This is a genomic window from Streptomyces sp. NBC_01506 (assembly GCF_045040295.1).
GTDB lineage: Bacteria > Actinomycetota > Actinomycetes > Streptomycetales > Streptomycetaceae > Streptomyces.
In genome coordinates this window covers 2,563,831-2,583,625 of the sequence record NZ_CP109422.1, presented here as the reverse complement: position 1 = coordinate 2,583,625, position 19,795 = coordinate 2,563,831, and the positions used below count along the sequence as shown (strand labels likewise).

The 19,795-nt window shown below is 71.2% G+C and carries 18 protein-coding genes; 16 read left to right on the top strand and 2 right to left on the bottom strand.

Annotation, left to right across the window (positions count from 1 at the left end):
* Window positions 1-78: 78 nt before the first annotated feature.
* Window positions 79-864 carry an alpha/beta fold hydrolase gene (locus OG329_RS10880; protein ID WP_405794450.1) on the bottom strand — a complete coding sequence of 262 codons (786 nt, stop codon included), beginning with the start codon at window positions 862-864 and terminating at the stop codon, window positions 79-81.
* A gap of 99 nt (window positions 865-963) precedes the next feature.
* The gene (locus OG329_RS10875) at window positions 964-1,293 is read right to left on the bottom strand and encodes a DUF427 domain-containing protein (protein WP_405794448.1); all 330 of its coding nucleotides are present in this window, start codon (window positions 1,291-1,293) and stop codon (window positions 964-966) included.
* A 100-nt stretch (window positions 1,294-1,393) separates the two neighbouring features.
* Between OG329_RS10875 and OG329_RS10870 the strand changes: the two genes are divergently transcribed.
* The 16 genes from OG329_RS10870 to OG329_RS10795 all read left to right on the top strand — a co-directional run bounded on the left by OG329_RS10870 (window position 1,394) and on the right by OG329_RS10795 (window position 19,716).
* Window positions 1,394-1,933: a TIGR00730 family Rossman fold protein gene (locus OG329_RS10870; protein WP_405794447.1), complete on the top strand. Its 540-nt coding sequence runs from the start codon at window positions 1,394-1,396 to the stop codon at window positions 1,931-1,933.
* 97 nt (window positions 1,934-2,030) lie between these two features.
* Window positions 2,031-2,720 carry an SDR family oxidoreductase gene (locus tag OG329_RS10865; protein ID WP_405794445.1) on the top strand — a complete coding sequence of 230 codons (690 nt, stop codon included), beginning with the start codon at window positions 2,031-2,033 and terminating at the stop codon, window positions 2,718-2,720.
* The gene (locus OG329_RS10860) at window positions 2,717-3,772 is read left to right on the top strand and encodes a methionine synthase (RefSeq protein WP_405794444.1); all 1,056 of its coding nucleotides are present in this window, start codon (window positions 2,717-2,719) and stop codon (window positions 3,770-3,772) included. Before OG329_RS10865 ends, OG329_RS10860 begins: the two co-directional genes overlap by 4 nt.
* Window positions 3,773-3,842: 70 nt before the next feature.
* Window positions 3,843-6,107, top strand: coding sequence for an NAD-dependent DNA ligase LigA (gene ligA, locus OG329_RS10855; RefSeq protein WP_405794443.1), 2,265 nt, complete (start codon window positions 3,843-3,845; stop codon window positions 6,105-6,107).
* A gap of 235 nt (window positions 6,108-6,342) precedes the next feature.
* On the top strand, window positions 6,343-8,469 hold the full coding sequence (locus tag OG329_RS10850) for a putative bifunctional diguanylate cyclase/phosphodiesterase (RefSeq protein WP_405794442.1): 2,127 nt from the start codon (window positions 6,343-6,345) through the stop codon (window positions 8,467-8,469).
* Between the two features lie 175 nt (window positions 8,470-8,644).
* The gene (gene gatC / locus OG329_RS10845; RefSeq protein WP_405794441.1) at window positions 8,645-8,941 is read left to right on the top strand and encodes an Asp-tRNA(Asn)/Glu-tRNA(Gln) amidotransferase subunit GatC; all 297 of its coding nucleotides are present in this window, start codon (window positions 8,645-8,647) and stop codon (window positions 8,939-8,941) included.
* A 5-nt stretch (window positions 8,942-8,946) separates the two neighbouring features.
* Window positions 8,947-10,452, top strand: a complete 1,506-nt coding sequence (gene gatA, locus OG329_RS10840) for an Asp-tRNA(Asn)/Glu-tRNA(Gln) amidotransferase subunit GatA (RefSeq protein ID WP_405794440.1) — start codon at window positions 8,947-8,949, stop codon at window positions 10,450-10,452.
* Window positions 10,449-10,691, top strand: coding sequence for a hypothetical protein (locus OG329_RS10835; RefSeq protein WP_405794439.1), 243 nt, complete (start codon window positions 10,449-10,451; stop codon window positions 10,689-10,691). The genes gatA and OG329_RS10835 overlap by 4 nt, the downstream gene beginning before the upstream one ends.
* A 113-nt stretch (window positions 10,692-10,804) precedes the next feature.
* A complete protein-coding gene (locus OG329_RS10830) occupies window positions 10,805-12,034 on the top strand; it encodes an AAA family ATPase (RefSeq protein WP_405801766.1) in 1,230 nt (409 codons plus the stop codon).
* Window positions 12,031-12,624 (top strand): hypothetical protein, encoded by a 594-nt coding sequence (locus OG329_RS10825; RefSeq protein WP_405794438.1) that lies wholly within the window; start codon window positions 12,031-12,033, stop codon window positions 12,622-12,624. The genes OG329_RS10830 and OG329_RS10825 overlap by 4 nt, the downstream gene beginning before the upstream one ends.
* A gap of 8 nt (window positions 12,625-12,632) precedes the next feature.
* Window positions 12,633-14,132 (top strand): Asp-tRNA(Asn)/Glu-tRNA(Gln) amidotransferase subunit GatB, encoded by a 1,500-nt coding sequence (gene gatB, locus OG329_RS10820; protein ID WP_405801764.1) that lies wholly within the window; start codon window positions 12,633-12,635, stop codon window positions 14,130-14,132.
* Between the two features lie 418 nt (window positions 14,133-14,550).
* The gene (locus OG329_RS10815) at window positions 14,551-15,798 is read left to right on the top strand and encodes an SLC13 family permease (protein WP_405794436.1); all 1,248 of its coding nucleotides are present in this window, start codon (window positions 14,551-14,553) and stop codon (window positions 15,796-15,798) included.
* Window positions 15,795-16,259 carry a universal stress protein gene (locus tag OG329_RS10810; RefSeq protein WP_405794435.1) on the top strand — a complete coding sequence of 155 codons (465 nt, stop codon included), beginning with the start codon at window positions 15,795-15,797 and terminating at the stop codon, window positions 16,257-16,259. Before OG329_RS10815 ends, OG329_RS10810 begins: the two co-directional genes overlap by 4 nt.
* 38 nt (window positions 16,260-16,297) lie before the next feature.
* On the top strand, window positions 16,298-16,810 hold the full coding sequence (locus OG329_RS10805) for a tetratricopeptide repeat protein (RefSeq protein ID WP_405794433.1): 513 nt from the start codon (window positions 16,298-16,300) through the stop codon (window positions 16,808-16,810).
* Window positions 16,811-16,812: 2 nt separating this feature from the next.
* Window positions 16,813-17,358, top strand: a complete 546-nt coding sequence (locus tag OG329_RS10800) for a hypothetical protein (RefSeq protein WP_405794431.1) — start codon at window positions 16,813-16,815, stop codon at window positions 17,356-17,358.
* Between the two features lie 231 nt (window positions 17,359-17,589).
* Window positions 17,590-19,716 carry a phosphocholine-specific phospholipase C gene (locus OG329_RS10795; protein WP_405794429.1) on the top strand — a complete coding sequence of 709 codons (2,127 nt, stop codon included), beginning with the start codon at window positions 17,590-17,592 and terminating at the stop codon, window positions 19,714-19,716.
* The last annotated feature ends 79 nt before the right edge of the window (window positions 19,717-19,795 follow it).

The following is a 19,795-nucleotide window of genomic DNA, read 5'->3' as shown; positions in this document are numbered from 1 at the left end:
GGGAGGCGAGTACGCCGCCGGTCGGCGTTCTCCGCGTTCTCGCTGGTTCCGCCGTTCCCGGCGGCTTCGTGCTCACGCTCACGCCGCCGCGGCGAAATACTCTTCGAGGACCGGCGCCAGCACATGCGGCGCCACCTCGTGCACCTGACCGGTCAGGGTGCGGTGCCGCCCGCGCGGCACCGCCTCGGCCACCGCCCGCGCCGCCACCCGCATCGGCGGCGGGCTCGCGCCCCCGTCCACGACCATCACCCGCGCCGTGATCCGCGCGAGCCGTTCGGTGGGCACCGGTCCCGGACCCATCACGGCGTTGTCGTACGCGAGGGTGTGCGCCAGCGCCGTCATACCCCGCCACATCGTCGCCCGGCGCATCCTCGCCACCATGTCGGGCGCCACCCCGACCACCGACAGGAACAGCTCCACGGCCTCGTCGCGCCGTCCCCGCGCGAGCAGGCCGTCGAGCCGTTCGGTGTACGCCGCGTTGTCCGCGACATCGGCCGCACCGGTGTCGTACGGAGGCTCGTACACGGCGAGTTGGGTGATCGGCAGCCCGGCGGCAGCCGCCTCCAGCGCCAGCGCGGCGCCCGAGGACATCCCGTACACCGAGGCGCTGCCGCCCACCTCCGTAAGGAGGGCGGCGAGGTCGTCGACCTCACGCCCCACCGCGTACGGCGCCGTGTCACCGCTGCCGCCGCGCCCCCGCCGGTCGTAGGTGATCACGCTGAAGCGCGGTGCGAGGAGCGCCGCCAGCGGCGCTTCCGCCGCCGCCGTGCTGAACGCCCCTCCCACCATGATCACCGGCGGCCCGTCGCCGCCCGTCCGCCGGTACGCGATGAGGGTGCCGTCCCCCGACTTCGCCCTGCCCACTTGGTCCATACGCTGTGGACCGGCGGGCCCACCGGAACTCATCGCCGGCGAGCGGAATTCGGAGAGATTCTTTTTCCGGAGCCCGGACCGGGCGGCGGCTCAGCTCCCGACGACCTCTGTCTCGTAGAAGCAGAAGTGGTCCTTGATCTGGGCCACTTCGTCCTTCGGCTCGGGATACGCCCAGACCAGGTCCGGTGCGCCGGGCAGCGACCAGTAGGAGGCATCGCCCTTGAACGGACAGTGTGTCGTGGTGTCCGACGGGCTCAGCAGCTCCGTACGGACGTCCTGCGGCGGCAGGTAGTAACGGACCGGCAGCCCGGTCTCGTGCAACAGCAACGGATTGTGGCTGTCCGCGACGACCTGTCCGTCGCGTACGACCCGTACGTGCTCGGTGCCCTGCTCGACGGTGATGGTGTGGCCCTTGGCCATGACGATCCACTCCTCAGGTGAACTAGGTCCCGCACTTCTACCTTCAGCAACGGCCGACCACGCCCTCTTCCCAAGGAGGTCACCCGGATACCGTGGATCCATGAATATCTGTGTCTTCCTCTCGGCCGCCGACCTCGACGAGCGCTACACCCGCCCCGCCAGGGAGTTCGCCGAACTGCTCGGCAAGGGCGGTCACACGCTCGTCTGGGGCGGTTCGGACGTCGGGCTGATGAAGGTCGTCGCCGACGGGGTGGAGGAGGCGGGCGGGCGGCTCGTCGGGGTCTCCGTCGACTTCCTGGGCGCGAAGGCGCGGGCGCGGGCGGACGAGATGGTGGTCGCCAAGGACCTCGCCGAACGCAAGGCGCTCCTGCTCGCCAAGTCCGACGCCGTCGTGATCATGGTCGGCGGTACGGGCACGCTGGACGAGGCGACCGAGATCCTTGAACTGAAGAAGCACGGCATGCACGGCAAGCCCGTGGTGCTGCTCAACACGGCGGGCTTCTACGACGGTCTCAAGGAGCAGTTCGTCCGTATGGACCGGGAGGGCTTCCTTCCCGTGCCCCTGACCGAGCTGGTCTTCTTCGCCGAGGAGGCGGTGGGCGCCCTCGCCTATCTGGAGGAGTCCGTCGGCGTCCGCTGACCGGCGGCCGGACCGCGCGGGGACGGCGACGGGGCCGCGATCCGGGACAGCGGCGGGACCGTACGGCGAGGCCCCGGGGTGATGCGAACATGACCCCATGGCTACCCATCTGATCACCGGCGCGGGCTCCGGCATCGGCGCCGCTGTCGCGCGCCGACTGCACGAGCGCGGCGACGACCTGCTGCTCTTCGCCCGCGACGCCGGCCGCGGCAAGGAACTCGCCGCGGCCTACCCCGGCGCCCGTACGCTCGTCGGCGACCTCGCTACCCCCGACCGGCTCTCCTGGGCGCTGTCACACCAGACGCTCCCCGACCGACTGGACTCGCTCCTGCACATCGCGGGCATCGTGGACCTCGGCCCGGTCGGCGAGCTGACCCCCAAGGCGTGGACGAGCCAGCTCAACGTGAATCTTGTCGCGCCCGCCGAGCTGACCCGGCTCTTTCTGCCCCAACTGCGCGCGGCGCAGGGCCAGGTGATCTTCGTGAACTCGGGCGCCGGTCTGACCGCCCACGCCGAGTGGGCCGCGTACGGCGCCTCCAAGCACGGCCTCAAGGCGCTCGCCGACGCCCTGCGTCAGGAGGAGCGGCCGAACGGCCTGCGCGTCGCCTCGGTCTATCCGGGCCGTACGGCCACCCCCATGCAGGTCAAGGTGCACGGGCAGGAGGGCAAGGAGTACGACGCGTCGCGCTGGATCGACCCGGAGTCGGTCGCCACGACGATCCTCACGGCCCTGGACCTGCCGCGCGACGCGGAGATCAACGACCTGACGGTGCGGCCGGGACGATGAACAGCACCGAGAACGAGACCGCCCCAGGAGCGGGTGACGGGGCCGGGACCCACGCCCCGGCGAAGGCCCTGTGGGGCGCCGCGACCGGCGTCGGGTCGATGCCCGGCGAGGACGCGCGCGAGACGGCCAAGGGCGTCACCGGCACCTTCGAGGACTTCCCGCACCTGGCCGAACTGCCCGCGCGCGGCCCCGGCGCCGACATGATCGGGCGCACCGCCGGGCTGCTCGTGGAGGTCTTCGCCCGAGTGGAGCCCAGCGGCTGGCGCATCGGCGACCGCCCCGGCCGCGACACCCGGCGGGCCCGGTCCTGGCTGGGCGAGGACCTGGACGCGCTCGAAGAGTTCAGCCAGGGGTACGAGGGCCCGCTCAAGGTCCAGGTGGTCGGCCCCTGGACGCTCGCCGCCGCCCTGGAACTGCGCAACGGCGAGTCGGCGCTCAGCGATCCCGGCGCCTGCCGCGACCTGGCCGGATCGCTGGTGGAGGGCCTGACGGCGCATCTCGCCGACGTACGGCGCAGGGTCCCCGGCGCCACGCCGGTGCTCCAGCTCGACGAGCCGTCCCTCACCGCCGTACTGCGCGGGCAGATCAGGACGGCCAGTGGGTACCGCACCCACCGGGCGGTGGACCGGCAGGTCGTCGAGGACGCGCTGCGCCAGGTGATGAGGGCCAACGACGGCCCCGCCGTGGTGCACTCCTGCGCCCCGGACGTGCCGTTCGCGCTGCTGCGCCGTGCGGAGGCGGCGGCCGTGTCGTTCGACTTCTCACTGCTCACCGAGCGTGACGAGGACACGATCGGTGAGGCGGTGGAGGGCGGCGTGCGACTCTTCGCCGGGGTGGTGCCGGGCACGGACACCCGATTGTCGGACCCGGGCGGTAGCGTCATGGGTGTCAGAACGCTGTGGCGCAGGCTGGGGCTGGATCCGGGGACTCTCGCGGAGTCCGTGGTGATCACTCCGGCGTGCGGGCTCGCGGGCGCTTCGCCCGACTATGCCCGTGCCGCCATGGCGCACTGTGTCAGGGCGGCGCGATCCCTCGCGGACAACCCTGAGTGACATTGGCGGGACATCGGTCGCGCCGATCGCCGTGCTCGCGGTGATCGCGGTGAAACGGGAGGACGAAACGGTGGCTGGCGAACAGCAGACGGCAGTGCCCGCGGAAGCGCGGGAGCGGCACGCGCACCTCGCCGAGCAGGTCGAGGAGCACCGGTTCCGCTATTACGTGAAGGACCAGCCGGTCGTCAGCGACGGCGAGTTCGACGAGCTGCTGCGCGCGCTCGAGGCGCTGGAGGAGCAGTACGGGGAGCTGCGTACGCCCGACTCGCCGACCCAGAAGGTCGCGGGGGCGTACGAGACGGAGTTCACCGCGGTCGAGCACCGCGAGCGCATGCTGTCGTTGGACAACGCGTTCGACGACGAGGAGCTGGCCGCCTGGGCGGAGCGCGTCGACCGGGAGGTGGGCGCGCCGGGTTATCACTTCCTGTGCGAGCTGAAGGTGGACGGGCTCGCCGTCAATCTCACCTACGAGCAGGGCAGGCTGACGCGCGCCGCGACCCGTGGGGACGGCCGCACCGGCGAGGACATCACGCCCAACGTCCGTACGATCGCGGAGATCCCGCACCGGCTGAAGGGCGACCGCGTCCCCGAGCTGGTCGAGATCCGCGGCGAGGTCTTCTTTCCCATGGAGGGCTTCCAGGAGCTGAACGCCCGGCTGGTGGAGGCGGGTGACAAGCCGTTCGCCAACCCGCGCAACGCGGCGGCGGGTTCACTGCGCCAGAAGGACCCCAAGGTCACGGCGTCACGCCCGCTGCACATGGTGGTGCACGGCATCGGCGCGCGCGAGGGCTTCGACATCGACCGCCTGTCGCACGCCTATGAACTGCTGGAGGAGTGGGGCCTGCCGACGGCCCAGCACAACAAGGTCGTCCAAGACCTCCCTGGTGTACGGGAGTTCATCTCCTACTTCGGTGAGAACCGCCACTCGGTCCAGCACGAGATCGACGGCGTCGTGGTCAAGCTGGACGAGATCGCCCTCCAGGGGAGGCTCGGTTCGACCTCCCGAGCCCCGCGCTGGGCGATCGCCTGGAAGTACGCGCCCGAAGAGGTCAACACGAAGCTGGTCGACATCCGGGTCGGCGTCGGGCGCACCGGGCGGGTCACTCCGTACGCGGTGGTGGAGCCGGTCACCGTCGCCGGCTCCGAGGTCGAGTTCGCCACCCTCCACAACCAGGACGTGGTGAAGGCCAAGGGCGTCCTCATCGGTGACACGGTGGTGCTGCGCAAGGCGGGCGACGTCATCCCGGAGATCCTCGGCCCGGTCGCCGATCTGCGGGACGGCAGCGAGCGCGAGTTCGAGATGCCGGCCGTCTGCCCCGAGTGCGGCACGGAGCTGAAGGCCATGAAGGAGGGCGACATCGACCTCCGCTGCCCCAACGCCCGTTCCTGCCCGGCCCAGTTGCGCGAGCGGCTGTTCTATCTCGGCGGCCGCAAGTGCCTGGACATCGAGAACTTCGGCTATGTGGCCGCCACCGCGCTGACGAAGCCTCTGGAGCCCGCGACGCCCCCGCTGCTGGACGAGGGCGACCTCTTCACCCTCACCGAGGCCCAGTTGCTGCCCATCAAGGCATATGTGCTGGACCAGGACACCGGTCTGCCCAAGCGCGACCCGCAGACCGGCGAGGAGAAGATCGTCACCGTCTTCGCCAACCAGGAGGGCGAGCTCAAGAAGAACGCGGTGGCGATGCTGGAGCACATCGAGGCGGCCAAGGCCCGCCCCCTGGCCCGGATCATCGCGGGGCTGTCCATCCGGCACGTGGGACCGGTCGCCTCGGTCGCGCTGGCCCGGGAGTTCCGGTCGATGGACCGTATCCAGCAGGCCACGGAGGAGGAGCTGGCGGCCGTCGAGGGCGTCGGCCCGACCATCGCCGCCTCGCTCACGCAGTGGTTCAAGGAGCCGTGGCATCTGGAAATCCTGCGCAAGTGGCGTGCGGCCGGGGTCCGGATGGAGGACGAGGGCTCCGACGAGGACCAGGGGCCGCGCCCGCTCGCGGGCCTCACCGTGGTCGTCACGGGCACCTTGGAAAATCACACCAGGGATGGCGCGAAAGAGGCGCTCCAGACGCTCGGAGCGAAGGTCACCGGCGCCGTGTCGAAGAAGACCGCCTTCGTGGTGGTCGGTGAGAACCCCGGTTCCAAGTTCGACAAGGCGATGCAGATGAAGGTGCCGGTGCTCGACGAGCCGGGGTTCGCCGTCCTGCTCTCCGAAGGCCCCGAAGCGGCGCGGGACGCCGCGCTACAGCCCCCTGCGGCCCCTGAGGACGGTGAGCCGGAACCGGCCAAGGACACCCCTCAGGCGGCTGACGGGGCGTCTGCCGAGACCGCCGCCGAGTGACCGAACGGGCACAACGGGCCCTCGTAGGTCGCCCGTTCGGACGCATACCAGATGGATAAGGAAGGGCGGGTTGCATTCGGGCAACAGCGGTAGAGCGCTGCCCGCCGACGCCGTTCGCGGCCTACTGTTGAGGGGTGCGCCTGTCGTGCACGGCTGCGTGCGGGATATCAGCCGTGATGGCATGACGACGTGCCATCGCGTGGTAACGGCACTGCCGGCTGTGAGAGGGACGGGAATGAAACCGACCGAGAGCGCCGCCCCGGTCTCACGCCCGCGTGGATTCGCGGGACTTGGAGGCACGTCGGCCGCAGTGCCCCTCGTCGTGGTGGGGCTCGCCGCCGCCGTGCTGGCCCTGGGCATCTTCCTGGAGGTGCGCGACGGCCGGGCACTCTTCCCCGACGGCACCACCGGCTGGTCGCTCGCCGTTCTCACCGGCATCGTGGTCGGCCATCTCGTCGCGCTCGGCCGCGACCGCTGGTGGGGCGGCACGGGCTCCGGCGCCGCCCTCACCCTCGGGGTGCTGCTCCTGTACGGCTGGGTGGCCGCCGGGCTGGTCAGCCTCGCCGTCGTCGTCCTGGTCGGCATCGCCCGCAGACACCGCTGGCGCCAGGGCGCGCTCCACGGCGCCGTGGACATCCTCGGCATCGGGGCCGCGGCGCTGGTCCTGCTCGCCTTCGGTGACGTACCGACAGTGGCCGACCCGTGGCAGCCCCTCCATTGGGGGATCGGCACCGTCCCGGAGATCGTGCTCGCGGCCGGGGCGTATCTGGTGGTGACCCGGCTGCTCCTGTGGTATTCGCTGACCCCGCAGGGCGGCGGTCTGCCGACCGTCGCCCGAACCGCCCTCCTACGACAGGGTCTGCTCGCCGTCGCGCTGCTCGGCATCACCCCGCTGATCTGTGTGGTCGCCGTGGCCCGGCCGGTGGTGCTGCCGCTGTTCGCCGTCCCGCTGATCGCCCTCGACTCCACGCTCTGGATCGCCAGGGCGCGCGCCGAGGAGCAGTTGCGCGACCCGCTGACCGGACTGCCCAACAGGCAGTGGCTCCTTGAGCGGACATGGACGGCGCTGGAGGAGGCCAAGACCCTCGGCGCGCGCTCCGCGCTGGTCCTGATCGACCTCGACCGGTTCCGCTCGGTCAACGACACGCTCGGCCATCTCGCGGGCGACAGGCTGCTGTTGCAGATAGCGGACCGGCTCAAGCTGGCCCTGCCGCGCGGGGCGGAGGCCGCGCGGCTCGGTGGCGACGAGTTCGCCGTACTGCTGCCGTTGGTCGACTCCACGACCAGCGCGCAGCGCGTGGCCCGCCATCTCGCGGCGGAGCTGTCCTCGCCGCTCGACCTGGACGGACTGACGCTCGTCCTGGAGGCGAGCGCCGGTGTCGCCGTCTACCCCGAGCACGCGGTGGACGCGGAAGGGCTGCTCCAGCGGGCCGACGTGGCGATGTACCAGGCCAAGCGGGACCGTACGGGCGTGGAGGTGTACGAGTCGAAGCGGGACTCCAACACCCCCGACCGCCTCGGCCTGTTGGGCGATCTGCGGCGCGCGCTCGACGCGGGCGACGTGGAGCTGCACTATCAGCCGAAGGTCCGCTTCGACGGCCAGGTCGTCGGCCTGGAGGCGCTGGTGCGGTGGGTGCATCCGGACCGGGGGAGAGTGCCTCCGGACGAGTTCATCGCGATCGCCGAGTCCTCGGGTCTGATGCCCCATCTCACCGAGTACGTACTGGAATCGGCCCTCGGCCAGGTCGCCCGCTGGCGGGCCCAGGGCCTGTTCGTCCCGGTGGCCGTCAACGTCTCGCCGCGTGACGTCCACACCCCGGGCTTCGCCGGCGCCGTCGCCGCGCGGCTCGCCCGGCACGGCGTCCCGGCCGGCGCGCTCCAACTGGAGATAACCGAGCATGTCCTGCTGGAGGACCCGCAGCGGGCCGCCGACACCCTGGCGGGACTGACGGGCCACGGCGTGAAGATGTCCCTCGACGACTTCGGCACGGGCTACTCGTCGCTGGTCCACCTGCGCCGTCTGCCGGTGAGTGAACTGAAGATCGACCGCTCGTTCGTGGCCCGCCTCGCCATCGACAACGAGGACGCGGAGATCGTCCGCTGCACCATCGACCTCGCCCACTCGCTGGGCCTGGTGGTCGTCGCCGAGGGCGTCGAGGACGACGAGACCTGGGAGCGCCTGCGCGATCTGGGCTGCGACGCGGTCCAGGGCTGGCTCGTGGCCGCCGCGATGCCCCCGCACGAGGCGACGTCCTGGCTGCTCGCCCGCGGCGAGACCGGCTGGCACCGCCCGCCGCCCGCACCGGCCCTGGAGCCGCCGCGTACCGACACGTCGGGCACCTCCAGCCGCGTGGTCCAGTAGCCCGCGTCCAGCCCGCGTCCAGCCCGCGTCCAGCCCGCGCCGGCTCCTCACCGGGGGCCGGGACCGAGACCCACGAAGCGGCCGGGGCCCGGACGCGGGAAACCGTTTCGTTGGCACGGTGCCGCGCCCCATAGGATTGGGTCAAAATCCCGACACTCACCCAGAGGATCGCCGCATGCCTGGCATCACGCGCGAGGAGGTCGCCCACCTCGCACGGCTGGCGCGTCTGGAGCTGAAGGGCGAAGAGCTCGATCACTTCGCCGGTCAGCTAGACGACATCATCGGCGCGGTCGCCCGCGTATCCGAGGTCGCCGACCAAGACGTTCCGCCGACCTCCCACCCGCTGCCGCTGACCAACGTCATGCGCGCGGACGAGGTACGCCCGTCGCTCACCGCCGAGCAGGCGCTCTCCGGCGCCCCGGCCCAGGAACAGCGGCGTTTCAAGGTGCCGCAGATCCTGGGGGAGGACTAACAGCCATGACGGACACCAAGACCGACATCATCCGGCTCACCGCGGCCGAGATCGCCGGGAAGATCGCCTCCGGCGAGCTGACGGCCGTCGAGGTCACCGAGGCCCATCTCGCCCGCATCGAGGCCGTGGACGAGAAGGTGCACGCCTTCCTGCACGTCGACCGTGAAGGCGCCCTCGCGCAGGCCCGCGCCGTGGACGAGCAGAAGGCCAGGGGCGAGAAGCTCGGCCCGCTCGCCGGCGTCCCCCTCGCGCTGAAGGACATCTTCACCACCGAGGGCATCCCCACCACCGTCGGCTCCAAGATCCTCGAAGGCTGGATCCCGCCGTACGACGCGACGGTCACCCGGCGCCTCAAGGCGGCCGGAGTCGTCATCCTCGGCAAGACCAACATGGACGAGTTCGCCATGGGGTCCTCCACCGAGAACAGCGCGTACGGCCCCACCGGCAACCCCTGGGACCTCACCCGTATCCCCGGCGGCTCCGGCGGCGGCTCGTCGGCCTCCCTCGCCGCGTACGAGGCTCCGCTGGCCATCGGCACGGACACCGGCGGCTCCATCCGCCAGCCCGCGTCCGTCACCGGCACGGTCGGCGTCAAGCCCACCTACGGCGGCGTCTCCCGCTACGGCATGGTCGCCTTCTCGTCCTCGCTCGACCAGGGCGGCCCGTGCGCCCGTACGGTCCTGGACGCGGCACTGCTCCACGAGGTCATCGGCGGCCACGACCCGCTCGACTCGACCTCCATCGACGCCCCCGTCCCGCCGGTGGTCGAGGCCGCGCGCAACGGCACCGTCGCCGGTATGCGCGTCGGCGTCGTCCGGCAGTTCTCCGGCGAGCACTACCAGGCCGGCGTCATGCAGCGGTTCGCCGAATCCGTCGACCTTCTCAAGAAGCTCGGCGCGGAAGTGGTCGAGCTGGACTGCCCGTCCTTCGACCTCGGGCTCTCGGCGTACTACCTGATCGCCCCCTCCGAGTGCTCCTCCAACCTCGCGCGCTTCGACGCCATGCGCTACGGCCTGCGGGTCGGCGACGACGGCACCCGTTCGGCCGAGGACGTCACCGCCCTCACGCGTGAGGCGGGCTTCGGCGACGAGGTCAAGCGGCGCATCATGCTCGGCACGTACGCGCTCAGCTCCGGCTACTACGACGCGTACTACGGCTCCGCGCAGAAGGTCCGCACCCTTATCGTCAGGGACTTCGAGAAGGCGTTCGAGCAGGTCGACGTGATCGTCTCGCCCACCACGCCCACCACCGCCTTCCCGATCGGTGAACGCGCCGACGACCCGATGGCGATGTACCTTTCCGATCTGTGCACCATCCCGACCAACCTGGCCGGAAACGCCGCCATGTCGCTGCCCTGCGGACTGGCGCCGGAGGACGGACTGCCGGTCGGACTACAGATCATCGCCCCCGCGATGAAGGACGACCGTCTCTACCGGGTGGGCGCCGCGGTCGAGGCGGCCTTCGTGGAACGCTGGGGTCATCCGCTGTTGGAGGAGGCACCGTCGCTATGAGCTCAATGACCAAGAAGGCCAAGGGCTTCAAGAAGTCGAAGTCCGGCATGTACCTGTCGATCGGCACGACCGCTTTCGGAGCGATCAGCGTCATCAAGCAGGCCAGGACGGCCCGTGAGGAACACGACACGCTGCGGCTGATCGACGCCGCCGTCTCCGCCGCCGCCATCGTCACCGGCATCGCTCTGCTCTACCGCGAGCTGAAGCGCCTCGGCGACGACGACGTCCTGCTGGGCTGACGGGCGCGGGCGCGGCCGGGGCCCTGTGAGCGGGCCCCGGCGCGGCGTCGCGCACCATGGACACGGAACATCACGGACGTGGACATCACGGACATGGAAAGGGGGTGACACGAATGATCACCCGGATCGAGGTGGCGGGATTCAGGTCCTTCCGGGACTGTGCCGTCGACCTGTCTCCGTTCACCGTGCTGGTGGGCCAGAACGGCTCGGGCAAGACCAACCTCCTGGAGGCGGTCGACCTCGCCGCGCAACTGTCCGGCGGTTCCGGCGCGAACACCTGGTGGAGTTCGCGCGAGGGCGTGCACTGGACCGCCGACGTCCGCCCCGGGGGTGAGCGGCGGGGCCGGATCGTGGACCTCTTCCACCGGTACGGCGACGGCACGGCCACCGACCTGATGAGCATCGTCGTGTGTTTCCTCCAGTCCGATTCCGTCCATGGCATGCGGCACCTGCGGCTCGACCTCGACATCTCCCGCGAGGGCGCGTCGACACGTCCCAGGGCGAGGGGGACGGTCACGCTGCTGCCCGACGCTCCCGCGCGGTGGGGACTGACGGAGGAACAGCAGACGCAGATCTGGCAGAACGCCGAGAGCGGTCCCTCTTTCGAGCGCTCCAGTCCCGGCGGCCGGTGGTACGGGCTGGCGCCGCAGGCCGGCGGAGCGCGTCTGGACGCGGATCTCCATGACGACGAGCGCATGGCTCGTGACGCGCACAATCTCTCCGCCGTACTGGGACGCCTGCTCGGCGACACGGAGGCGTCCGGCCAGGAAGCCCTGCTGCTGACGGCCGACGCCGTCGCCGTCCTGCCGGGCCTGACCGATCTGCGCTCGACTCCCGATGCCGAACGGGGGGCGTGGGAGCTGGAGCTGACCTACCGGGACGCGGCACCCACCCCCGCGCGGCTGGCCTCCGACGGGACTCTGCATGTCCTGTCGGTGCTCACGGCGGCGCACGACCGGGGCGGTCCGGACCCGTCCGTGTACGTCGACCACCAGGGCCGTACCAGCAATCTCTGCTCGACGCTGATGATCGAGGATGTCGAGAACGGGCTGCATCCCGGCCAGGTCAAGGAGTTGGTACGACGGCTGCGCCGCTGTACCGGCCCGCGGACGCTCCAGCAGATCATTGTCACCACGCACTCGCCGGTCGTACTGGCCGCCGTCTATCCGGCCCACCCCGGTGACGTGCTGTTCGCCGACACCGTGACCAGGGTCGGCGGCGGCGAGACCCCCTCACGGCACACCAGGATCCGTCCCCTCGCCGAATCGGGGGAACGCGGCACCTACGTCCCCGCCCGGGAGGCACGCCAGTACCTGGAGACCGCCCAGGCAGGCAGCCGGTGAGCCGGTACCTGACGGTCGGTCTGCTCGCGGAAGGCCCCGAGGACGAGATCTTCCTGAGCACCGTCGCCGTACGACAGCTCAAACAGTTGGCCGCGCGACACAACGGCCGCTTCGACATGAGTGACACCCCTCTGCGTGGCCGGTGCAGCACGGCACGCACCGCTCACGAACAGATCTGTGCCGAAGCCGCCGACCTCGCCGAGGACTGCGATCTGCTGCTGATCCACAACGACCACCGGGAGCGAAACAAGATCGAGAAGATCCGCCAGGACATCGTGCTGCCCGCCCACTGCCGTATGGTCCCGGTGGTCCCGGTGCGGGAGACGGAAGCATGGCTGCTCGCCGACGGTCCACTGCTCGGCTCGCTGCCGGGAGTGATGTCGGCGCATATTCCCGCCGGTGCGCGGGACATCGAGAAGACCGCGGATCCCAAGGCGCTGCTCTCCCGTGTCCTGCCCGGTGGCGACAGCCGGGAGCTGGCCGAATTCCTTGGCGAGCGTGTTGATCTGGCCCGCCTGCGAACCCTTCCCGCGTACCAGATGTGGTGCGCCGAACTGACGACTGCCTTGAAGGAGTTGCGATTTCTGTGACCGCCACGATGAGCCTGGTGTCCTACGAGGACGCTCTCGCGACGTACGACCCCGTCATGGGCCTGGAGGTCCATGTCGAGCTGGGCACCAGAACGAAGATGTTCTGCGGCTGCTCCACCGAGCTGGGCGCCGAGCCCAACTCGCAGACCTGTCCCACCTGTCTCGGCATGCCGGGCGCGCTCCCGGTCGTCAACGCGATCGGCGTCGAGTCCGCCGTCAAGATCGGTCTCGCGCTGAACTGCGAGATCGCCGAGTGGTGCCGGTTCGCCCGGAAGAACTACTTCTACCCGGACATGCCGAAGAACTTCCAGACCTCGCAGTACGACGAGCCGATCGCCTACAACGGCTATCTGGACGTCCAACTGGACGACGGCGAGATCTTCCGCGTGGAGATCGAGCGCGCCCACATGGAGGAGGACACCGGCAAGTCGCTGCACGTCGGCGGCGCCACCGGCCGTATCCACGGCGCGTCCCACTCCCTGCTGGACTACAACCGCGCCGGCATCCCGCTCATCGAGATCGTCACCAAGCCGATCGAGGGCGCCGGGGCGCGTGCGCCGGAGGTCGCGAAGGCGTACGTGGCGGAGCTGCGCGAGCTGATCAAGGCGCTGGACGTCTCCGAGGCCCGTATGGAACAGGGGCAGTTGCGCTGCGACGTCAACCTGTCGCTGCGCCCGCACGGCCGGGAGAAGTTCGGCACCCGCTCGGAGACGAAGAACGTCAACTCCCTGCGCAGTGTGGAGCGGGCGGCGCGCTACGAGATCCAGCGGCACGCCGCGGTTCTCGACGGTGGCGGCACGATCATCCAGGAGACCCGCCACTTCCACGAGGAGGACGGTTCCACCACGTCCGGCCGCGTGAAGGAGGAGGCGGAGGACTACCGGTACTTCCCCGAGCCGGACCTCGTCCCGATCGCGCCCCCGCGCGAGTGGGTGGAGGAACTGCGCGGCGGGCTGCCGGAGCTGCCGCGGCTGCGCCGTAAGCGGCTGCGCGAGGAGTGGGGCGTCTCGGAGCACGACATGCAGTCGATGCTCAACGCGGGCGCGGTCGACCTGATCACCGCCACGATCGAGGCGGGAGCCCCCGCCGACCAGGCACGCAAGTGGTGGATGGGCGAGCTGGCGCGCAGCGCCAACGAGACGTCCACGGACCTCGCGGCGCTCCCGATCACCCCGGCGCAGGTCGCCCGGGTCGCGCGACTGGTCGCCGCGGGCGACCTGAACGACAAGCTGGCCCGCCAGGTGCTGGAGGGCGTCCTCGCGGGCGAGGGCGACCCGGACACCGTCGTCGAGAAGCGCGGCCTGAAGGTCGTCTCCGACGAGGGCGCGCTGGGTACGGCGGTGGACGAGGCGATCGCGGCGAACCCGGCGATCGCGGACAAGATCCGCGCGGGCAAGATCGCGGCGGCGGGCGCGCTGGTGGGTGCGGTCATGAAGGCGACCCGCGGCCAGGCGGACGCGGCACGGGTACGCGAACTGATCCTTCAGCGCCTGGGCGCGGCGGGCTGAGACGGAGGCGGGGCCGGTGCACCTGGGCTGAGTCCTGGGGCCCGGCCCCGTACCGGTGTACGCGACGGGCCGCCGCGGTCGGTGCCGGTGCGGAAGTCGGCCTCGGTGTCCGGCCACGCGGCGCCGTACGGCTGTCGGCCGCGACGGGGGCGACCCCGCCGAAGCCGCTCGGTGAGCGGCTCGTCGTCAGTCTCCGGCGTGGGCCACCGGCGGCCGGCGGCCCCATGCCGCCTCAACGAGGTTCCGCGACACCGCCGTACGGACCGATGCGCCCTCCGGCCAACTCCCGGCCCCGGCAGGGGCGACTCGGGGTGTCGCGGGCCGGACCCCCGCGCGGGCCGTAGGTTTGGCGGGCGTCGCGCGCGGTGCGCGGCCCGTGTGAACCTCTCGTCCGCCCACCAGAGCACTGGCGCCGCCCGTGAACAGCCTCGCCGCCGAGATCGTGTCCGTCGGGCTGCTTCTCGGTGTGCTCGCCTTCGCCGTCGGGCGCCCGAGAGGTCTGCCCGAAGCGGTCGCCGCGCTCCCCGCCGCCGGGCTCGTCGTCGTACTGGGCGCCGTCTCGCCCGCCGAGGCGTGGGAGCGGACACACACGCTCCTGCCCGTCGTCGGCTTCCTCGCGGCGATTCTCGTACTCGCCCAACTCTGCGACGACGACGGCCTGTTCGACGCGGCGGGCGATGTCGTCGCCCGCTTCTGCGGCGGCAGCCCGCGCCGTCTGCTCGGCGGCGTGTTCGGCGTCGCCGCCGTCACCACCGCCGTGCTCAGCCTCGACGCCACCGTCGTCCTGCTCACGCCCGTCATCTTCGTGACCGCGAGCCGGGTCGGAGCCCACCCCCGCCCGCATGTCTACGCCTGCACCCACCTCGCGAACTCCGCGTCGCTCCTGCTCCCCGTCTCCAATCTCACCAACCTCCTCGCGTTCACCGCCAGCGGGCTGTCCTTCACCCGGTTCGCCGTGCTCATGGCGCTCCCGTGGCTCGCGGCGATCGCCGTCGAGTACGCCGTCCTGCGCCGCTTCTTCGCCACCGATCTCGCCGTCGGCGCGCACCCTCCCAAGGAGGCCGAGCCGCGCGCCGTACCGGCCTTCACGCTCGTCGTCCTCGGGCTGACACTCGTCGCGTTCGCCGGCACCTCCCTGATCGGTGTCGAACCGCTCTGGGCCGCCTGCGCCGGTACGGCCGTACTGGCCGCCCGCGCGCTACGGCGCCGACGCACCACCGTCCCCGACCTCGTCCGCGCGGCGTCGCCGCTGTTCTGCCTCTTCGTGCTCGCGCTGGGCATCGTCGTCAAGGCCGTCGTCGACAACGGCCTCGACACCGGGATCGACCGGATCCTCCCGAACGGCGACCGGCTCACCTCCCTGCTCGCGATCGCCGCCGTCGCCGCGCTGCTGGCCAACCTGATCAACAACCTGCCCGCGATCCTCGCCCTGCTGCCCGTCGTCGCGCCCGCCGGCCCCGGCCCCGTGCTCGCCGCGCTCATCGGAGTGAACCTGGGCCCCAACCTCACGTACGTCGGTTCCCTCGCCACCCTCCTGTGGCGCCGTGTCCTGCACGAACACGACTCCGCGCCGTCGCTGGGGCAGTTCACCCGGCTCGGCCTGCTCACCGTGCCCGCGACACTGATCGCTTCGACCGTTGCCCTGTGGGGCACGCTCCAGTTGTGAATGACGTGAAAACAACCGCCCTCGTCTGGATCAGCCCGGCCACCTGGCCCGCGTGCGTCGACGCCGCGCGGGAGAGAGCGCCGGACGACCATGTCGTGCTGCTGCATGTGAGCGACGACCGGATCGTCGCCGAGGCACACCGCGCCTACGCGGGGCTGCTCGGCCGTGGCCACGGACCCGAGCGCGACCCCGGCAGCCGTCTGGAGGCGCTGTCCGGCGCGGCGGGCGCCGACCTCCTCGAGGAGGCCGCGCACCGGCTCGGCCGGCCCTGCGAACTCCTCGACCGGCACGGCCGTCCGCAGGAGGAGGTCGTCCGCGCGGCGGCGGACGTGGACCTGCTGATCTGCGCGCGCGACGGCGACCCGGACAGACCCGGCCCGCACAGCCTCGGCCCCGAGTCGCGCTTCGTGGTCGATCACGCGCCGTGCCCGGTCCTGCTGGTGTGGCCGCACCAGAATTGAACTGCCGGGGCCGGCGCCCCGGTGCGACAATCGCCCGCATGACAACGCAGAGCAGGGACGAACTCCTGGCGGAAGCCGTCGAACTGCGTGTACGGGGGGAAGCGGAGCGGGCCCGGGATCGGCTGGTGGCTCTCGCCGACCAGTACCCCGACGACGCCGTGATCTCCTATCAGACCGCCTGGACCCATGACGGCCTCGGCCTGGAGGCGGAGGCCGTCGCCTACTACGAAAGGGCGCTGGACTCGACGGACCTCCCGGACGAGGACCGGCTGGGCGCGCTCGTCGGTCTCGGCAGCACCTTCCGGATCCTCGGCCGGTACGAGGATGCCGTGCGGACCCTGCGCGGCGGGCTGGAGCGATTCCCCGACGACGGGGCCCTGCGCACCTTCCTCGCGATGGCGCTGTTCAACACCGGGCAGCACGACGAAGCGATGAGGATCCTGCTGGACCTGCTGGCTACGACGAGCGAGGACCCGCAGGTGCGGGCATACCGGGTCGCCATCGGCCACTACGCCAAGGACCTGCGCGAGATCGTGGGCGAGGGAGCATGAGCGTGCCGCGCGCCCCGATGCTGTCGGGCGTCGTGCTCGGTGTCGTACTGCTCGCCGGCTGTCAGCAGTCCGCTGCCCCCGACCCGGGTCGTGCGGCGCCTCCGGCTCCGCTGGCGTCGTCGCCTTCGGCCGCCGCCTCCGTACCGACGCCGTACGTGGAGCCGGGCGTGGTCGACGGCGCACCCCGTGACAACACCGCCTACCGCCGTCCCGGCGAGTTGTCCGCGGAGGGCGAGAAGGCGGCCACGGCGCAGGCCGAGCGGATGACGCCCGTCGTACAGCGGCTGTGGCGCGCCGGGGACATCGATCCGCAGGCTGTCCGCGAGGAACTGCTCAAGCTCGGCTACCGGCCGGACGAACTCAAGGTCCAGCCGATGTACGCGCGTTGGAAGGACAACGGGAACGTCACTCCGCCCGGCGCGCTGATCGGCCTCACGGTCGGCGAGGACGCGTGCGTCACCGGCCACGTGCAGAAGAACAACGCCGAGGTACGGGCGAGCGGCCGGTTCATGGACACCGGCTGCGTCACTCCGCCCATCGGCCACTGAGCGCCTTCCGACGGGCCTCTGAGCGGTCTCTGAGGGGTCTCTGAGGGGTGGGCCGAGCGGCCTCGGATCCAGGGGCCCCGGCCGTTCGTCGCGAGGTCGTACAGCGCGCCGGGAACGCCTTCCGGGCGCGGGCGACTCTCGGACGTTCATCGCCGGGCCGTCCCAGGGTCTTCCCGTCGCCACCTGCGATGGCTAGCTTCCGGGCCGTACCACCTGACTCGGGAGGATCTTTTGGCCACGGACATTTCACGGCGACGGCTCTTCGCGCTCGGCGGTGGCGCCGTCGGCGCCGCGGCGGCGGGCTCCGTACTGCCGCCGTCCCTGCGGGCCGCCATCGCCGCCGAGGCGCCGGCCGGGGGACTCGACGCCGTCAGGCATGTCGTGGTGCTGATGCAGGAGAACCGGTCCTTCGACCACTACTTCGGCACGCTGCGCGGCGTACGCGGCTTCGGCGACCGCAACGCGGTGGAACTGCCCACCGGCCGCCCCGTGTTCGAACAGCCCGGTCCAGGCGGCGGCACCGTCCTGCCGTTCCCCGTACGCGAGGCCGCCGAGGCGCAGAGCAAGGACCTTCAGTACATAGGCGACCTCGACCACTCCTGGAACGGTGGCGCCAAGGCGTGGAGCAACGGCTGGATGGACGGCTGGGTCTCCGCCAAGACCGCCGCCACCATGGCCTACTACGACCGCGCCGACATCCCGCTGCACTACGAGCTGGCCGACACCTTCACCGTCTGCGACGCCTACCACTCGTCGATCCACACCTCCACCAGCCCCAACCGCAACCACCTGTGGAGCGGCTGGACCGGCCACGAGGCGGACGGGCGGCGCGCGGTCGGGAACGACGCGTACGACGAGGGCAGGCACCCCGGCTACGCGTGGCCGACGTACGCCGAGCGGCTGGAGAAGGCCGGGCGGAGCTGGAAGACGTACGCGGAGTGGGAGAACTTCACCGACAACAACATCGAGTTCTTCACCTCCTTCAAGAAGATCGCGCACAAGGCGCTCGCCAAGGCGCGCGACCTCGAAGGCGCCGGCGGCTTCACGTACATGGAGGCGTTCTACGCCGCGGTGCGCGAGACGGACGACGCCGCCGTACGGGCGAGGCTCCTGGCCGCGCTGGAGGAGGGCGTCGCGGCCCTCACCGCCGCCGAGCGGTCGCTGTTCGAGCGCGGGCTGCGGCGCGTCGAGTCCGGCACCCTCGCCGCGTCGTTCCGCGCCGACGTGGCGGCGGGCACGCTGCCCGAGGTGTCGTACCTGGTGCCCTCCGCCGTCGACTCCGAGCACCCCGGCGCGTCCTCACCGGTCGCCAGCGCCGGCCTCGTCTACCAGGTGCTCGACGCGCTCGGCGCGCACCCGGAGGTCTGGCGGCACACGGTCGTACTGATCAACTACGACGAGAACGACGGCTTCTTCGACCACGTCCCGCCCCCCGTGCCGCCCGTGGACGACCCCGACGAGCGCTGGGAGGGCCGCCCCACGGGGCTCGGCATCCGGGTGCCGCTGCTCGTCGTCTCGCCCTGGACCGTCGGCGGTTACGTCTGCTCACAGGTCTTCGACCACTCGTCGGTCGTGCGCTTCCTGGAGAAGTGGACCGGCGTGCAGGAGCCCAACATCACGCCGTGGCGGCGCACCGTCACCGGCGATCTGACCTCCGCCTTCGACTTCGGACGCGGCCGGGCACGCCCGGACGTCGAACAGCCGGGCCCCGTCCCGCCGTTCACCGGGCGCTGGCGGCCGGTGCCGCCCGCCGTGCAGCGGATGCCGGTGCAGGAGCCCGGTACGCGGCCCGCCAGGCCGCTGCCGTACCAGCCGGACGTCTACGGCCGCCTTGCGACGGGCCGCGCCGGGGCACGCGTCCTCCAGCTCGAACTGCGCAACACGGGGCGGGCGAGCGCGCACTTCGCGCTCTATCCGTACGGAGGTGAGTTCGACGTCCCGCAGCACCGGGACGTCAGGGGCAATGCGCAATGGACGGTGCCCCTTACGGGTGACTCCTACCGCTTCACGATCACCGGCCCCAACGGCTTCCGCCGCGAATTCGCCGGCTCCGTCGCGGGCGGCGGCGCGGAGGTCACCTCGTCCGTCGACCACCACGACCGGGATCTGCATCTCACCCTCCGTAATGAGGGCGACCTGCCCGTCACGTTCACGGTGCGCTCGCTCGGATACGCCGACGAGGCCGATCTCGGAGACTGGAAGCGCGAGTTCACGGTCAAGCCGGGACGCCGCCGCAGCGTCGTGCACTCGGCCGCCGACGCGCACGGGTGGTACGACATCGAGGTGACGGCTGACCGGGGCTTCGGGCGACGGCTGATGGGCCACATCGAGAACGGCAAACCGAGCGTCTCCGGGTGACCCGGAATTCTCACCTCCGATTGATCGAATACCAGGTCAACACTGTGTGAGGAACCCCACCAAACGGGCAAACGATCAC

Bases quoted from the DNA above. Each gene is read 5' to 3' on its own strand.
- OG329_RS10875 (WP_405794448.1), bottom strand. From the start codon at position 1,293: ATGGCCAAGGGCCACACCATCACCGTCGAGCAGGGCACCGAGCACGTA.
- OG329_RS10870 (WP_405794447.1), top strand. From the start codon at position 1,394: ATGAATATCTGTGTCTTCCTCTCGGCCGCCGACCTCGACGAGCGCTAC.
- OG329_RS10865 (WP_405794445.1), top strand. From the start codon at position 2,031: ATGGCTACCCATCTGATCACCGGCGCGGGCTCCGGCATCGGCGCCGCT.
- OG329_RS10860 (WP_405794444.1), top strand. From the start codon at position 2,717: ATGAACAGCACCGAGAACGAGACCGCCCCAGGAGCGGGTGACGGGGCC.
- OG329_RS10850 (WP_405794442.1), top strand. From the start codon at position 6,343: ATGAAACCGACCGAGAGCGCCGCCCCGGTCTCACGCCCGCGTGGATTC.
- gatC (WP_405794441.1), top strand. From the start codon at position 8,645: ATGCCTGGCATCACGCGCGAGGAGGTCGCCCACCTCGCACGGCTGGCG.
- gatA (WP_405794440.1), top strand. From the start codon at position 8,947: ATGACGGACACCAAGACCGACATCATCCGGCTCACCGCGGCCGAGATC.
- OG329_RS10835 (WP_405794439.1), top strand. From the start codon at position 10,449: ATGAGCTCAATGACCAAGAAGGCCAAGGGCTTCAAGAAGTCGAAGTCC.
- OG329_RS10830 (WP_405801766.1), top strand. From the start codon at position 10,805: ATGATCACCCGGATCGAGGTGGCGGGATTCAGGTCCTTCCGGGACTGT.
- gatB (WP_405801764.1), top strand. From the start codon at position 12,633: ATGAGCCTGGTGTCCTACGAGGACGCTCTCGCGACGTACGACCCCGTC.
- OG329_RS10805 (WP_405794433.1), top strand. From the start codon at position 16,298: ATGACAACGCAGAGCAGGGACGAACTCCTGGCGGAAGCCGTCGAACTG.